General features: G+C 32.0%; 18 protein-coding genes and 7 pseudogenes. 24 read left to right on the top strand and 1 reads right to left on the bottom strand.

The window, feature by feature from the left end:
• The first annotated feature begins 11 nt into the window (after window positions 1–11).
• From AC3WVZ_RS14545 to AC3WVZ_RS14440, 22 genes and pseudogenes are all read left to right on the top strand, one after another.
• Window positions 12–725: a pentapeptide repeat-containing protein gene (locus AC3WVZ_RS14545; protein ID WP_074555389.1), complete on the top strand. Its 714-nt coding sequence runs from the start codon at window positions 12–14 to the stop codon at window positions 723–725.
• A gap of 179 nt (window positions 726–904) precedes the next feature.
• A complete protein-coding gene (locus tag AC3WVZ_RS14540; RefSeq protein WP_233936545.1) occupies window positions 905–1,522 on the top strand; it encodes an HNH endonuclease in 618 nt (205 codons plus the stop codon).
• A gap of 100 nt (window positions 1,523–1,622) precedes the next feature.
• Window positions 1,623–1,772 (top strand): SMI1/KNR4 family protein, encoded by a 150-nt coding sequence (locus AC3WVZ_RS14535; protein WP_233936544.1) that lies wholly within the window; start codon window positions 1,623–1,625, stop codon window positions 1,770–1,772.
• 74 nt (window positions 1,773–1,846) lie between these two features.
• On the top strand, window positions 1,847–3,280 hold the full coding sequence (locus AC3WVZ_RS14530; RefSeq protein WP_233936233.1) for an IS4 family transposase: 1,434 nt from the start codon (window positions 1,847–1,849) through the stop codon (window positions 3,278–3,280).
• Between the two features lie 141 nt (window positions 3,281–3,421).
• A pseudogene (locus tag AC3WVZ_RS14525) lies at window positions 3,422–3,757 on the top strand (SMI1/KNR4 family protein); the annotation flags it as partial.
• A gap of 218 nt (window positions 3,758–3,975) precedes the next feature.
• A complete protein-coding gene (locus tag AC3WVZ_RS14520; RefSeq protein ID WP_071743237.1) occupies window positions 3,976–4,167 on the top strand; it encodes a hypothetical protein in 192 nt (63 codons plus the stop codon).
• A 72-nt stretch (window positions 4,168–4,239) separates the two neighbouring features.
• Window positions 4,240–4,910, top strand: a pseudogene (locus tag AC3WVZ_RS14515) (DNA/RNA non-specific endonuclease).
• Window positions 4,903–5,385 carry an antitoxin YezG family protein gene (locus AC3WVZ_RS14510; protein ID WP_016124897.1) on the top strand — a complete coding sequence of 161 codons (483 nt, stop codon included), beginning with the start codon at window positions 4,903–4,905 and terminating at the stop codon, window positions 5,383–5,385. Before AC3WVZ_RS14515 ends, AC3WVZ_RS14510 begins: the two are co-directional and overlap by 8 nt.
• A gap of 557 nt (window positions 5,386–5,942) precedes the next feature.
• Window positions 5,943–6,209, top strand: coding sequence for a hypothetical protein (locus AC3WVZ_RS14505; RefSeq protein WP_233936540.1), 267 nt, complete (start codon window positions 5,943–5,945; stop codon window positions 6,207–6,209).
• Window positions 6,210–6,292: 83 nt separating this feature from the next.
• Window positions 6,293–6,709, top strand: coding sequence for a tetratricopeptide repeat protein (locus tag AC3WVZ_RS14500; protein WP_227077940.1), 417 nt, complete (start codon window positions 6,293–6,295; stop codon window positions 6,707–6,709).
• An 11-nt stretch (window positions 6,710–6,720) separates the two neighbouring features.
• On the top strand, window positions 6,721–7,143 hold the full coding sequence (locus AC3WVZ_RS14495; protein WP_016124895.1) for a hypothetical protein: 423 nt from the start codon (window positions 6,721–6,723) through the stop codon (window positions 7,141–7,143).
• Between the two features lie 108 nt (window positions 7,144–7,251).
• A pseudogene (locus AC3WVZ_RS14490) lies at window positions 7,252–7,648 on the top strand (immunity 22 family protein).
• A 32-nt stretch (window positions 7,649–7,680) separates the two neighbouring features.
• Complete coding sequence (locus AC3WVZ_RS14485) at window positions 7,681–7,872, top strand: hypothetical protein (protein ID WP_000152601.1); 192 nt, start codon at window positions 7,681–7,683, stop codon at window positions 7,870–7,872.
• Window positions 7,873–7,878: 6 nt separating this feature from the next.
• Window positions 7,879–7,980, top strand: a pseudogene (locus AC3WVZ_RS14480) (cytoplasmic protein); the annotation flags it as partial.
• A gap of 144 nt (window positions 7,981–8,124) precedes the next feature.
• Window positions 8,125–8,235 (top strand): annotated as a pseudogene (locus tag AC3WVZ_RS14475) (cytoplasmic protein); the annotation flags it as partial.
• A 113-nt stretch (window positions 8,236–8,348) separates the two neighbouring features.
• The gene (locus AC3WVZ_RS14470) at window positions 8,349–9,002 is read left to right on the top strand and encodes an SMI1/KNR4 family protein (RefSeq protein ID WP_233936538.1); all 654 of its coding nucleotides are present in this window, start codon (window positions 8,349–8,351) and stop codon (window positions 9,000–9,002) included.
• A 72-nt stretch (window positions 9,003–9,074) separates the two neighbouring features.
• Window positions 9,075–9,542, top strand: a complete 468-nt coding sequence (locus AC3WVZ_RS14465) for a DUF2004 domain-containing protein (RefSeq protein WP_065382491.1) — start codon at window positions 9,075–9,077, stop codon at window positions 9,540–9,542.
• A 28-nt stretch (window positions 9,543–9,570) separates the two neighbouring features.
• A complete protein-coding gene (locus tag AC3WVZ_RS14460; protein ID WP_000657444.1) occupies window positions 9,571–10,026 on the top strand; it encodes an immunity protein YezG family protein in 456 nt (151 codons plus the stop codon).
• A 56-nt stretch (window positions 10,027–10,082) separates the two neighbouring features.
• Window positions 10,083–10,607 carry a hypothetical protein gene (locus AC3WVZ_RS14455; RefSeq protein WP_000415780.1) on the top strand — a complete coding sequence of 175 codons (525 nt, stop codon included), beginning with the start codon at window positions 10,083–10,085 and terminating at the stop codon, window positions 10,605–10,607.
• Between the two features lie 123 nt (window positions 10,608–10,730).
• Window positions 10,731–10,982: an Imm30 family immunity protein gene (locus AC3WVZ_RS14450; RefSeq protein WP_001211429.1), complete on the top strand. Its 252-nt coding sequence runs from the start codon at window positions 10,731–10,733 to the stop codon at window positions 10,980–10,982.
• Window positions 10,983–11,275: 293 nt separating this feature from the next.
• Window positions 11,276–11,710 (top strand): annotated as a pseudogene (locus AC3WVZ_RS14445) (SMI1/KNR4 family protein).
• Window positions 11,711–11,887: 177 nt separating this feature from the next.
• Window positions 11,888–12,151 (top strand): annotated as a pseudogene (locus AC3WVZ_RS14440) (Imm30 family immunity protein); the annotation flags it as partial.
• A gap of 184 nt (window positions 12,152–12,335) precedes the next feature.
• On the opposite strand, the gene AC3WVZ_RS14435 reads toward AC3WVZ_RS14440, so the two are convergent.
• Window positions 12,336–12,590 carry a SunI/YnzG family protein gene (locus AC3WVZ_RS14435; protein ID WP_233936535.1) on the bottom strand — a complete coding sequence of 85 codons (255 nt, stop codon included), beginning with the start codon at window positions 12,588–12,590 and terminating at the stop codon, window positions 12,336–12,338.
• 307 nt (window positions 12,591–12,897) lie between these two features.
• Between AC3WVZ_RS14435 and AC3WVZ_RS14430 the strand changes: the two genes are divergently transcribed.
• On the top strand, window positions 12,898–13,230 hold the full coding sequence (locus AC3WVZ_RS14430) for a DUF3895 domain-containing protein (protein WP_001071930.1): 333 nt from the start codon (window positions 12,898–12,900) through the stop codon (window positions 13,228–13,230).
• 112 nt (window positions 13,231–13,342) lie between these two features.
• Entirely contained in the window at window positions 13,343–13,699 is a 357-nt protein-coding gene (locus AC3WVZ_RS14425) for an Imm3 family immunity protein (RefSeq protein ID WP_016124883.1), read from the top strand.
• The last annotated feature ends 101 nt before the right edge of the window (window positions 13,700–13,800 follow it).

The raw sequence follows: 13,800 nt of genomic DNA, 5'->3' as shown, positions 1-13,800 counted from the left end.
AGATCGTAATAATGAATGAGAATGGTAATGATAGAATAAGAGTCATGGAAATATTAAATAGATCTCAATACAATGATGAGGTTATAGATGGACTAGATATGAGTGATTTAGATCTTACTTTTTCAGATTTGTCAGAGGTGATGGCAGAGGGAATCATGGCAAAACAAGTCCATTTAAGAGCTTCTTCACTAATGAGAGCATCTTTTTTTGATTGTGATTTTGAGTTTGCTGATTTCAGGAGCTGTAATTTAGAGGAAATACATATTGCAGATTGTAGATTTGGTGAAGCTAATTTCTCTAAAGCCAATATGAAATATGCAAAGGTAAATATAAGTAGTTGTTTTGAAACATGTTTTGATGAAGTTGATTTTTCATATGGAGAATTAGTTGGAACAATATTAAATCATGCTACTTTTCGACAAGCAAATTTATATAAAATAGATGCAAAACAGGCCGACTGTACGGGAACGGATTTCAGCAACGCGAATCTTACAGAAGGTAACTTTGAAAAAGCATATTTAGAAGATGCTAATTTATCAGAAGTAGATGCTAGAAATACAGATTTTACAAACGCGGATTTAACAGGAGCGAACCTTTTAAATGGGAATTTCACGGATGCGAATTTTACCGGTGCCAAACTAGACAATGTAGTTTGGAAGGGAGCACAGGTAGAAGGAGCCAAGTTTGACGAAAATGTGAAGGAACAAATCTTAAAAATGATTTAAATATGATGGGAAGTATATACATTTGAGCACTCGAAAACCTATTATTGGTAGCGAGTGCTTTTTTCGTAGAGATATTAGAGATTACTAAATTAGTGAAAATCAATATAGATTATTTTTAAGGATTATTAGATAGATTAAGTCGGGAATATTATATAATTGAAAATACATTAGCAAAAGGTGTGGACTCCGTAACCCCATTCGTTAAAGGTGTAGAAATACTGCCAGATGGAAGTGTCGCTAGATCTGGAACGAACTATAGCGGGAAGTTCCAAGAAGCCCATGATGCCTCTAAGGCGAGTATTCAGAGTAGGATCTCGAATTTGGAGAGTAGTGGGGTTAAGGGTACGGGGGATAGAAGTAAGACAGCAAGTGAAGTTAATTTAAATAATATAGCTGATTTTATTAACGGAACTAAGAATTTTGATGATGTATTAGATGATTATGCTCGACATTATATTGAGGTAATAGATATTAAAAACTGGTCTTGGGCCAATAATATTAAAGGTGGGAACAAATTAACAAGTAATAAAAGGAAAATGATAAAACAAAGAGCTGAAGAATTAGGTCTTATCCCGAAAGTTGAAGTGAAAAAAGTAGAAGGTATGCGCTATGGATTTGCTGATTTTGAAGGACTGGGTCTAGTAGTACATAAAGATGAACTTCCAAAAGATTTATGGTTAAAAAGAGATGTGGAGCAATTTGACTGGTTGAATAACAGGCTTCCAGAGGATATAAGGGCTATGGTGGAAAATGGTTCTTATACGTGGCATCATACTGAAGTACCAGGGAAAATGTAACTAGTTCCTTACGGAATCCATGGTATTACTGTTCATAATGGTGGAAGGACTAAAGGAATGTGGGCAGATGCGCCAAGATAATAAAAAAGGAGTGTTTTGAATGGAAATTAAAAAAGAATCTATAATTTATCCGTTACCGTCTGATAGTTTAATATTAAAGAAAGAAGAATTTTGGAGAGTTCAACTACCGGTAGATTATAAGAATTTCATAAAAGTTAATAATGGTGGTTCCCCATGCCCATCAACTTAAGGCTTTTTACTACCCCAAAGTACAAAAAAACGTTATTCTTTCTTAATAATCTATGAGAAAGGGTGACGTTTTTTATGAATCTCTTGCTTCAAGAGGAGTTACAACCATTTGCAGAAGAATTACAGCGCTATATCACACCTGATTTTTTGGAAGAACTAGCAAGAGAGATGAAATTTGTAAAAAGAAAACGCAAATTTTCAGGGGCAGATTTAGCTACCATTTGTATTTGGATTAGCCAAAGGGTGGCCAGTGATTCTTTAGTCCGATTATGTAGTAGGCTTCATGCAGTTACAGGTACTGTACTTAGCCCGGAGGGCTTAAATAAACGATTTAATGAAAAATCAGTGTTATTTTTAAAACATATCTTTTCTTTGTTATTACAACAAAAAATCTGTGAACAGACTCACATTTCTAATCAACTTCTTGCTCATTTTCAACGCATTCGCATCATGGATGCCACCATGTTTCAGGTACCTAATACGTTGGAGCATATATACCCTGGTTCAGGTGGATGTGCGCAAACAGCTGGAATCAAAATTCAATTAGAATATGATTTACATAGTGGACAATTTCTTAATTTTCAAGTGGGGCCTGGAAAAAATAATGATAAAACATTCGGCACAGAATGTTTAGATACGTTACGACCAGGCGATTTATGTATTCGTGATTTAGGGTATTTTTCATTAGAGGATTTAGATCAAATGGATCAACGGGGAACATATTTTATTTCACGCTTAAAGTTAAATTCAAATGTATATATCAAAAATCCTAATCCTACATTTTTTCATAATGGTGCACTCAAAAAACAGACAGAATATGTAAAAATCAACTTGCAAATGATGATGGAGCGCTTGTTACCTGGTGAAACTTATGAAGTAGGTAATGTTTATGTAGGAGATCAAAAAGTTTTGTTTGCCCGACTCGTTCTGTATCGTCTAACAGAAAAACAATTACGAGAACGACGAAAAAAACAAATGGAAAGTGAAAAGAAAAAAGGAAAACCATATTCGAAAAAAAGTAAAATATTATCTGGGTTGAATGTATATGTAACTAACACTCCGTGGGAGTGGGTTTCGATGAAGCAAGTCCATGAACTATACTCTTTACGTTGGCAGATAGAAATAGTTTTTAAAACGTGGAAATCATTGTTTCATATAGATCATTGTCGCACTGTTAAACAAGAACGAATAGAGTGCCATTTATACGGGAAACTGATTGCTATTTTCTTATGTTCTTCTACCATGTTTAAAATGCGCCAACTTTTGTTACAGAAGAAGCAAAAAGAATTAAGTGAATATAAAGCGATTGGAATGATTCAAGATCATCTATTTCTCCTCTATCAAGCCATACAAAACACCCAAGAGATAACAAAGTTTCTGGTTCACCTGTTCCACCTTCTAGAGAAAAACGGGCGGAAATCTCACAGATATGAGAAGAAAACTGTCTTTGATATCATGGGTGTCCATTATGAGTATAGTATAGCTAGAGCACAAAAGAAAGCTGCATAATTTAAAAAACAAAACTCGTTAGAGTTTATTTCGCATGCGGATTTTTAAGAACAATCAATCTGTTGAACAGTTTATAACCCTTTTGAAGGGAATTTCAGTTTATTTGTTCTCTTAAGTTGATGGGCATGTGGTGGTTCCCCAGAAAAGAAATCTTTTGTGTGTAATAACCATAGCTATGCAGTTATTAGGTTTTTATGTATTCTTGAAGCCCCAGAAAATATTGAAATAGGTATGTTTGATATTGATGTAACATGGACCCAGCTAGATGAGAGACTTACAGATGATGGAGATTTACTGGGAGTAGCTTTATTACCAATTGCTGTATTATTTGCCGGTGATTTTTTATGTTTAGATTTTAGAGAATCAAGAAGTAACCCGAAAGTTTGTGTGTGGGATCATGAGAATTCTGCTGAACTTGAACCAGTAAGTCATCATGTTGCAGATACATTTGCTGAATTTATGGGTATGCTTCACTAATACATCTATCTAGACAAATCACATGATTAAAACTAGATAAAGGAACTCCAAAAAGATTTTTGAGTGATACAGAAAAACAATGAGAAGCTTGAAAATAATGACTCATGATGGTTGTACCATCATAGAGTATTATGTGCAATGATAGAATAGAAAATAAAGTACGAGCTTAGGCGAGATGACATTTTATCGGGCGATAAATATAAACACATGGAATGTATATGAAACTAACGAACTCGTACAAACTCGTAAGTTTTAACATAGTATTTGTTATGAAGTATAAAAAGTGTCATATTGTTACTACAAAACTTATAAATTTATGCTGCTTAAAAACAAATGAACTTAAAGCGCTTGATTGTCTACGAAAGACAACAAGCGCTTTTTTATTAGATAGGCATGTTATAAATGTTTAAAAATTATTTTTATGAATTAAGGTTAACAAAAATTACTAGTATTATATAATTGAAAATACATTAGCAAAAGGTGTGGACTCCGTAACCCCATTCGTTAAAGGTGTAGAAATACTGCCAGATGGAAGTGTCGCTAGAACTGGAACGAACTATAGCGGGAAATTCCAAGAAGCCCATGATGCCTCAAAGGCGAGTATTCAGAGTAGGGTCTCGAATTTGGAGAGTGGTGGGGTTAAGGGTACGGGTGAAGGGCCTGTAAAAGTAAACTATGGAGAACAATATGCTAGGGAAAAACGTAAAAAGATATTAAAGCCAAATGTTGAACAAGTAAAGAAGGATATACATATACAACAGATAGTCAAGGGTGTGTTGCAAGTTGCGAGGGTAGCCTTCAATTAGGTGATGGTAAGCGGAATAACTACGCTCAGAGAGTGGTAGGTGGGAATGATCGTTTGGATGATGATGACGGCGGACATTTAATTGCAACTATATTTAAAGGCTCTGGTAATATGGATAATTTAGTTCCAATGAATAGTAACTTAAACAGAGGAGAATGGAAAAAACTAGAGAATGAATGGGCTAATGCTCTTAATGATGGTGATAAAGTTAGGGTGAAAATAACGCCGAATTATAGCGGGAATTCAAAACGTCCAGACAGTTTTGTTATTAGATATAAAATTGGTGATGAAGATAGATGGAGATTGAAGAATTTTGATAATGTACCAGGAGGAAAACTAGATGAATGATGAAAAATTAAGCAAGTTATACAATGAAATAGCAGAGGTTGTAATTGATACAATTCCAGAGAAGTGGTTTAAGGTTTACCTGTATGGTGAGGTTGGGGAAGGTGCTCAAGAGTCATATTTTTATTACTATCCTGAAGAGAATAGTACTCCTATTTACAGTCATAGTATTGTTGAACTCTTTAATGTCCCAGAAGAAGAATATTTTAAGAAGTGGCATCGTTTGTTAGATTGTATTAAGAGAATGAAGAAAGAGTTTATTGATAATGATCAAGAAGCTTGGACAAATTTCACTATGATTTTTGATAATACAGGAAAGTTTAATATTGACTTTAATTATGATGACCTTTCAGATGAAAATTCCCACGAGAGAATGATTATTTGGGAATATGAACATCTTGGTCTTATGCCTAAAAGTAATTCAGGGAAAAAATACTTAGAAAAGCATCTTAAAAATCTTGAAGATACAAAAAATTGAGTGCAATACCATATATGATAAAAGTTTATAGTGGTTTAACGTAAACATGCATAAGCATATATGAGAAGTGGGTAGAAAAAGAAATGGCTATTTTGAAGAATAAACTCCATGATGGTTGTACCATCATGGAGTACTATGTACAATGATAGAAAAGAAAAAGAAGTACGAGCTTTGGCGAGATGACATTTTACTGAGTGATGAATATAAACACACGGAATGTATACTAAACTAACGAACTCGTACAAACTCGTAAGTTTTAACGTAGTAGTTGTTACCACATATAAACGGTGTCATACTGTTACTACAAAACTTACAAATTTATGCTGCTTAAAAACAGATGAAACTTAAAGCACTTGATTGTCTATTTGAGGCAACAAGTGCTTTTTTATACATTTAATTATTTTTATGAATTAAGTCTAATATATATTGGTAGTATTATATAATTAAAAATAAACTAGCGAAATATTGTGATAATAACTCTTCATTAAAGGGGGAGAAGTATGAATTAATGAAAGTGTAAAAAGAAGTTCTTGTGGCCTGTCAGGAGGGTATTCAGTATGCAGAGTAGAACCTCGAACTTGGAAAGGTGTGTTGTTAAGGGAACAGGTAATATTGTAAAAAAAAGTAGCTTCAAAAAACTGTTACCAAGAGAAGGTGACATAGGAACGTATAAAAATCTAAATAAAGCAGAATCGGTTAGCTCAAATAAATGCTGGTTAAAGAAAAAGAACTTGAAAGAAAGATACAAAAACAGATTAACGACTTTCATAAACAATGAAAAATGGGAGATGGATAGTAGATGGATCAAAAACTTACTTATTTAAAAAGGTACAATAAAAATGTTCGAATATTAACAATCGATGAAAATTACTTGCCACCAAATAAATAATTATTGGGAGGATTTATATTGGAACTTAACGATCAAGTGTATGACCGAATTGTGAAATTATGTAACGAAGGAGATGCTTTTGTTGAAAAAGGAAAAGATGATAAAGCAATAGAGAGCTATATCGCTGCTCTGGATTTGGTTCCGTTACCGAAGACCGATTGGGAAACAAGTACATGGATTTATACAGCATTAGGAGATACTTATTTTTTAAATCGTGAGTATGAGAAAGCGAAAAGTAATTTATATAATGCACGAAACTGTCCGGATGGTATTTCAAATCCATTTATTTTACTGAGACTTGGAGAGAGTTTATTCGAGTGCGGGGAGCTTGATAAAGCTAGAGAGTATTTGCTAAGAGCATATATTTTAGAAGGCTATAAACTCTTTTTTAATGAGGATGATAAGTATTTTGAATTGATTAAGGATATGATTTGAGGAGGGTAAATATGGCTATTTTACAATCACATATGAAAGAAGAATTCGAAAGTCTTTTAGAAAAAAGCAATGAAGAATTCAATAATGGTAACTATAATGACTCTATTGTGTTATTAGAAGAGGCATGGGATATAATTCCTGACCCTAAAGGTATTTATTGTGAAGAGAGTTACCATTTAGTTAAGGATATTATTTCCACTTGTTTTATGGTAAATGATTTAAAAAAAGCAAAGGAGTGGGCAGATAAAATATTTTTAACTGGATTTGCACGTATAGATTCCGGTGATAAGGAATTTATTGCAGGAAAAGTTTCTTTTGAATTAGGTGATTTAGAAACCGCAAAAGAATTTTTTAGTATTGCCAATAAAAAATCAGAGGGTAGATGTTTTGGGAATCCGAAGAATACTAAGTATCTGAAAGTTTTAAAAAGTTAAATGTTTAGCTGCGTAAAAAGAATTTAAGAAGCTGATTACATTATATCTGAAACAGTATGCCTGATTTATTACCATTAGAACATAGAAAAATTGGAAAGGAGGATTAATATGGAAAGTCCAGGAGCTGTTTCTCTTTGGTTTGGAAGTAGTACTAGCGAAATGGTGTTAAGAAAGTATGTAGAAATAAAATATGATAATGAGGGGAACAGAATCCCTTCACGTTTTATGACTGACTTTCAAATAGATTTCATTGAGTATAAACCAAGACTTATTAGAATGTACATATAATGAACATGTTACATCTTCTTTGTCTGAATTACTACAGAATGCTTCGTATTCTGAATCAATTATAAGTGAACTTATAGAATTTTATGTTGGAAATTTAGAAGAACAATACAATACTGTCATTAGGTTATATGATTTTGAATATGAAGAACTTGTTGAAGAAGCAAAACTGGATGGTAGAAGCCTGAAGTATATGGGATCGGTAATTTATGAAGATTAGAAGTTTAATGTAATAATAGGGATGGAGTAAAAATGACAATCATACAATTTAATTCTTATCATCAAAAAGTAGAGGTAAAGAGAAATTTAGAACTTATGAACTTAGAGCATAAAAAACTTAGAGAGTATGTGAATTTTGATGTATGTTCTTTTGAGCAATTAGATGAATTTCAAGATGGATGTTTTTTATTTATCGTAAAACTTAGGATTGAGAGTTGTTTTTGATTAGAATTTATTTCTATTGATCATATAAACATTCTTGAAGAAGTAGAAAGAGATCTAGAGATGCGTGCACTAAATCGTTTAGTAAATGGAAAAGTGGATAATTTTTATCCCGCATTAACGGGCAGTAAGACCCCCACCTCAAAATTCAGCGAAAACAAAGAAGTTAGGTAGGGAATCAACTGCACGTAAAAGCCCGATTGGTGAGGGCTGATAATCAGTGGGTGATGAACAAAACCCCCACTGATTAAAGTTTCACTTTATGAAAAGGTATTTAAGGTGTATAAAATGGGAGGATGGCCTTGTGGATGGAAAGGTGAGTACATGAAAGGGAAAATGATTGTCTACTTACCAAATGAAAAATGAAGGCTTACATACCGACATACTTTATGAATTTCATGAAATCTATTGCGAAACGATTATAGAGAGATGATAGGCGATACGTTTAAATATCTTGATAGTTTAGGAGGAATTATTAAATGATTAATCTATTTAATATTCCAGATTTGATAGAAAAGTCAGCAGCGAGTGATATTGAAATCCAAGCAGTAGAAAATCGTATGAATGTTACATTACCTAATGTATATAAGGGATTATTGAGATGTACAAATGGCTTTTCAATCGGTAGTGGGTTACTTATTTATGGTACGGAGCATATTGCAGAAAGGAACGAGGTTTGGGAAGTAGATGAGTATGCGAGGGGGTATGTCTCAATTGGTGATGACGGTGGGGGTAATGTATTTTTAATGGCTCAACATGCAGAGGAAAAAGAGGTGGTAGTAATTGATTCTGGGGACATGAATCCAAACCATGCTACTGTAATTACCGCTGATTTAAAAAAATGGGTGAATAGTGGTTGTGTAAGTGAAATAGAACAGAAAGCGATACATAAGTCGTCTGATATATGTAATATAGTGTTAGTGAAAACTCCTAGTGAAGGTTTGAAAGATTTAATAAGAATAAAGAACATATTAGGGCTTGAGATTTCCGCAATTGATTTGCTAAAGGGTTCAAAAAATCTTCCTTATATATTAGTAGAGAGATTTCCATACGGTAAGGCGAAAAAACTTATTGAAAAATTAGCAATTGATAGTACTATACTGAGTATAGAAACGACTGGAAAAAACAGTTAATATTAGAGGGTAACTTTTATACGAATAGAGAAATCTATATGGATCCAAGGGAGTAAATAGGGAGAGTTAAAAATGATTATAAATGATGCAGTTTTTGGTGAGATTGAGTATACATATGGATGGGTTAAGGACATTAACGTTGAATTTTGTCGAAAAGAAGTTGAAATAGCATTGATAGTGAAAGGTGAAGAAGACGGTAAGTTTGATGAAGGACAATATACTGCTTATAATTCATTATTGCAAAATTGGGAACGACTACAGCACGGTTTTTTACAAGCGATTTTAGACTATTACAAGCAAGAGCGTCAACAATTAGGATATGATATTGAATTTAATGAAAATTATCCGCATATCGAAACAATTGATCAATTACTTAAGAGGATCACTTTAGTTGGAATTGTAGTCCCATATGGAGATATTCATGAAGAACGAGATATTGGGATAACTTTCGATTGTACGTGGGATACAGAGAATGGATTAGGAATACGTTTACTAAATGAAAAAGTAACTGAAGTGGGGTATCAAGACGTTGCTATTTGAATTTTAATCTAAGGAGTGAAAAAGTAATATGAAAGAATTTGAGGAAAGGTTTAGTGAATTGCAAGCTGATATGATATCTATATGCATGGAATATGTTGAAAATAGAGCTGATAAAGTATATGTGTACGCTTCATGTGAAGAAGATATGATTTCTAGTAGTTTCTTTTATTTCATTAACAATAAGTATGTAGAGTGTCACAAGGTTAATGATGCATTGGAAAATGGGAAAAAAAGATATGATGTATCTCCAGAACGAATGTTTCAGGTTCTACAAATTATAAGTGAAGATATTGAAGGAATTGAAATGTTATGCAAAGAATACGAAAAAGATATGCCAACTGAGATGAAATTAATATACGATACTAAGAGTGGTAAGTTTAAAGCTGAATATGAGTATGATTTAATCCATACAAATGATGATATAAAAACGGCGGATGATTTTGCTGATGAGTGGTTTGAGGAAGTGAAAAATAATAACCTTTAAAAGGGGTAAAGCAATAGTTATATCTTAGTTAAATAGATAATGAGTGGGAGTAGAAAATGGAGAAATCAGTATTAGAAAAAATAGAATTAATTAAGGATATTTTAGATAATGATCCATTTTGTTTGCTTATTGGTGAAATTATAGAGGCAGAAAAAAAGATTGATGAAAGATTAGAAGAAGACCCTCTGAAAGATTATAATTTTATTATAAAAAAATATGAATTGTTGAACGGTGGAGTAATTACTATATATGGTCATCTAAAACGCGAAAGTATTCAATTTTATACGGAGGACATGCCAGGTGGTACTGATAAGTGGGTTTGTATAGGGAAAATTGAAAGATATCCATTGTTTATTAATAAGATTAATGGAGAAGTTTCTTGTTTGTATGGAGATTTAATTAATCAAAATTTTATTATTGAGTCATATGGTGATTTTAATAATTTCTTACAACATTATTATGTAGGAAAAAGATATTGTGAATTAGGTAATAAGTTTGTTCAATTTGGAGGAATTAGTGAAACCGTAGGAAGCAAAGAGGATGATTGGTATCAGTTATTAGAAAGTAATAATTTATTATAATAGATTAGTTGAACGTATTATGAACATAATGATGTGAAGATATGTGATAAATTATAATAACGATGTTGTAAAAAGGAGGAGAAGTTAATAGATTTTAAAGGGGAAATTTCCGTTCTATATAAAATGCGTTTTCTAGAGAATGAAGGGGATAATATTGAAGTTTTTGAGAGTATTCTTAATGAATTAGCAAATAAAGGGACAAATGATATAATTCCTGATCTTTGTATAATTTTTGAGGATCATATTGCTGAGCCATCAGCGGGTGACTACCTTGTTGAAACGATTTTTTATATTGCTAAACATTCCGGAGTAGAGGAAGGACTATGCAAATTAGCTATTATTATTCCTAAAATGTTATCTCATGCAGAATTCTAGGTGGAAAGAATTCATCGGACACTTTTACATTCAAAAGATTTAGTCGTATCGTATATGAATGTTTTACAAAATATAAATAGTTCAACAAAGCAAATAATTAAAGGAATTCTTCTCGAGATAAGAGAGGACAATCCAGATTTATATTTAGAAAAAGTAAATTTAATCTTAGAGAAATTGTGATAAGGGGATACTATGGAAAAGAACACATATTTAGTAGTATTTGACTTTAATCGAGAGAATACTTGTAAATAAAATAGAATTCAGCCTTTTTTCTAGTATAAGGGGGATAGTTTGTGGGAAAAGATGAAATTGCAAACTTATTAGACAGTATGTTAGATAAAGAATTAGAGGATTTAGATTCCCCTTCAGATAATGATTAGAGGGAACTGGAGAAAAAATTTGGATGTCAATTTCCTAAAGAATTTAAATGCTTTATTGAACTAATGTCTGAATATGTATTTCCAGGGGATATTTTAAATGTTTCTAGTGGTAAGACGAACGGAAATGATACTATTGAATTTATTTATGATTATGAAATGAAAGAAGGTTTTTGGAAAAAAGAACTAATCCCTTTTTATAGTATAGGTAATGGGGATTACTTTTGCCTTCATTCAAAAGAGGGGCAGAGAACGGGAGTTTACTTTTATTTTCATGAAGAACATGGTGTAACTAAGGAAGCGGATAATTTTGAAGAATGGTTAAATCAATTACCAACCTATTTGAATTAATAGCAAATGATAGATTTGTAAAGAGGTTATTTAATAAATTTATATAAAATAACTCTAAAGTTTGCGTGTAGGAATATGAAAATTTAGCTGAATTTGAATCTGCAAATAGCCTGGATATACTTCGTTAAAATATCAATCTAGATAAATAAAATGGTTAAAACTAGCTAGGGGAGCTTCGGAAAATATTTAACGGAGATGCCTAAAGCTTTACCAAAAATGGTTGAGAGTGCAAAAGAGTGGGCAATGCTACTAAACATAAGAATTTTAAATAATGATTTATATAGAAGTGAGTATGCTAAAGTACTTGTAGGAATGAATCATGATATACAACTAACGATAATTAATTTACTTAATGAAATTATTGCTGATAACCCTAAAAGATTTGAGAGGACTGCCAATGAGGTTCTTAGTCAATTACAAGGAGTTCATAAAAATAAATAAGACTTGTAGAACTACTGTATTATAGATAAAACTAAGAACACCCTAGCGAAGAGCTAGAGTGTTTGTGTTATATAGTTTCACCATATGCTTCCGAATTAGGAGCAGGAGTAATCAACGAATTTTTTGTAGCGTTTCCTATAATAGAATGTAGATGTTTAACATTTAAATATAGGAAGAAAAACAATTAAGCTTTTATTTTATTTAAAATGGATATTCTATTAGTAGTGAATAATAAATAATTTTGCTTTACTGTCTTAATTAAAATACGATCAGTTGTACCATATGCTGTTCTAATTCGGATTGCGCTTTTTTCTTCAACACCAGCATATGTATTATCTTCCGTCACCTCAGTGATTTCACATAATGGAATATGAATTTTAGAGAATTGCCATGAAATAATTAGTTCATCTTTTGTTTTTTCAACATGAATACCTAACATATTAACAGAACCTTTCTATAATAAAATTTCACTCGTACTATTTTATTATACAAATTTATAAATTGAATTTCTGTTTTTTTACAGATAGTATACAATTAACAACGAGAAAAATGTTCATCATTACTTTCATTCCTATTATAACGAATTCTACAATAGAAAACAGAACGTATATTTGGTATAATCGAAATATACTATATGAAACGATGTACATGAGTTTGGGATTTATGAAAAAAGGTAACATAATAATACATACGCTATAGGATTCAGTTCATGTTATACAAATCAATCGTTAGAAAGGAAAAGAAGTATGAATCAAATTTCATTCGAAGATTTATTTGAAGAAGAAAACAAACGAGAAAAGGTGGAGGTAGCTGAGACCCCTGTGCCTTTATCGCCCTTACAAAAGGATATTTTAGAATTAATTAATTCTGAAGAAATAAGTGCACTTGAGTTATGCGAACAATTAATACGAGCTGGTAAAATATCAGATGAGAGATTCACAACGAATAAGCCTAAAGCATATGGGCAAGTATGCTTACTATTAGAAGGTTTTGTTAAAGAAGGAAAGCTTATTTTTGTCAAAAGTGATGAGAAAAGAGATAGAGTATATAAATTGAATGAAGAAGATTCTAACGAATAAGATTCTAACGAATAAAATGTGTAAAGTATAGTAATGAAATAAGGAAGTCCTCATATTTGTGTTGAAAGATTATTTTCACATAAGCGTGGGGATTTTTTTTGAGGGAGGATGTATGAAAGATTGGGAGTATAATGAATTATTTCATGCAATTCGGGAGGCGTATGAAGAGTTATTAGATGAAGAGAGAGGGTATCGATATGCTATAGCAAAACTAGCGGATGAATTTGATAATTTAGGAAAGATTGAAGGTGTTATAGTTGATACTGCCATAGGAGAAATTGCAGTCGATTATCATATAGTTTTTGTTGGGCGTATTGAAGGTATAACAAAGAGGCTAAGTATGTTTAACCCTCAAGAGGCAGAAGGAGAATTGACAGTAGAGGAAATAAAAGATTTATTGGGAAGAATAAATAATGTAATAGAAGGATTGAAAAATGTAAAGAGTGATTATAAATCTTCGGTTGAATAATTCATGTTTCTGCCAATGTAAGAGACATAGCTAAACAAGAGAATAGAAATCGCTGCATACATAAAACGTAAGATAGATGAGAGATAATAAAGATTGGAAAA

This window comes from Bacillus sp. CPT56D-587-MTF, assembly GCF_058792335.1.
The sequence above is the reverse complement of the archived record's forward strand: the minus strand, read 5'-3'. Positions and strand labels throughout refer to the sequence as shown.

Excerpts from the sequence above, each read along its gene's own strand:
- AC3WVZ_RS14470 (WP_233936538.1), top strand. The coding sequence starts at position 8,349 with ATGATTAATCTATTTAATATTCCAGATTTGATAGAAAAGTCAGCAGCG.
- AC3WVZ_RS14545 (WP_074555389.1), top strand. The coding sequence starts at position 12 with ATGAATGAGAATGGTAATGATAGAATAAGAGTCATGGAAATATTAAAT.
- AC3WVZ_RS14455 (WP_000415780.1), top strand. The coding sequence starts at position 10,083 with ATGGAGAAATCAGTATTAGAAAAAATAGAATTAATTAAGGATATTTTA.
- AC3WVZ_RS14425 (WP_016124883.1), top strand. The coding sequence starts at position 13,343 with ATGAAAGATTGGGAGTATAATGAATTATTTCATGCAATTCGGGAGGCG.
- AC3WVZ_RS14450 (WP_001211429.1), top strand. The coding sequence starts at position 10,731 with ATGCGTTTTCTAGAGAATGAAGGGGATAATATTGAAGTTTTTGAGAGT.
- AC3WVZ_RS14530 (WP_233936233.1), top strand. The coding sequence starts at position 1,847 with ATGAATCTCTTGCTTCAAGAGGAGTTACAACCATTTGCAGAAGAATTA.
- AC3WVZ_RS14505 (WP_233936540.1), top strand. The coding sequence starts at position 5,943 with ATGCAGAGTAGAACCTCGAACTTGGAAAGGTGTGTTGTTAAGGGAACA.
- AC3WVZ_RS14430 (WP_001071930.1), top strand. The coding sequence starts at position 12,898 with ATGAATCAAATTTCATTCGAAGATTTATTTGAAGAAGAAAACAAACGA.
- AC3WVZ_RS14535 (WP_233936544.1), top strand. The coding sequence starts at position 1,623 with ATGGAAATTAAAAAAGAATCTATAATTTATCCGTTACCGTCTGATAGT.
- AC3WVZ_RS14465 (WP_065382491.1), top strand. The coding sequence starts at position 9,075 with ATGATTATAAATGATGCAGTTTTTGGTGAGATTGAGTATACATATGGA.
- AC3WVZ_RS14510 (WP_016124897.1), top strand. The coding sequence starts at position 4,903 with ATGAATGATGAAAAATTAAGCAAGTTATACAATGAAATAGCAGAGGTT.
- AC3WVZ_RS14520 (WP_071743237.1), top strand. The coding sequence starts at position 3,976 with ATGAAACTAACGAACTCGTACAAACTCGTAAGTTTTAACATAGTATTT.
- AC3WVZ_RS14495 (WP_016124895.1), top strand. The coding sequence starts at position 6,721 with ATGGCTATTTTACAATCACATATGAAAGAAGAATTCGAAAGTCTTTTA.
- AC3WVZ_RS14460 (WP_000657444.1), top strand. The coding sequence starts at position 9,571 with ATGAAAGAATTTGAGGAAAGGTTTAGTGAATTGCAAGCTGATATGATA.
- AC3WVZ_RS14435 (WP_233936535.1), bottom strand. The coding sequence starts at position 12,590 with ATGTTAGGTATTCATGTTGAAAAAACAAAAGATGAACTAATTATTTCA.
- AC3WVZ_RS14485 (WP_000152601.1), top strand. The coding sequence starts at position 7,681 with ATGACAATCATACAATTTAATTCTTATCATCAAAAAGTAGAGGTAAAG.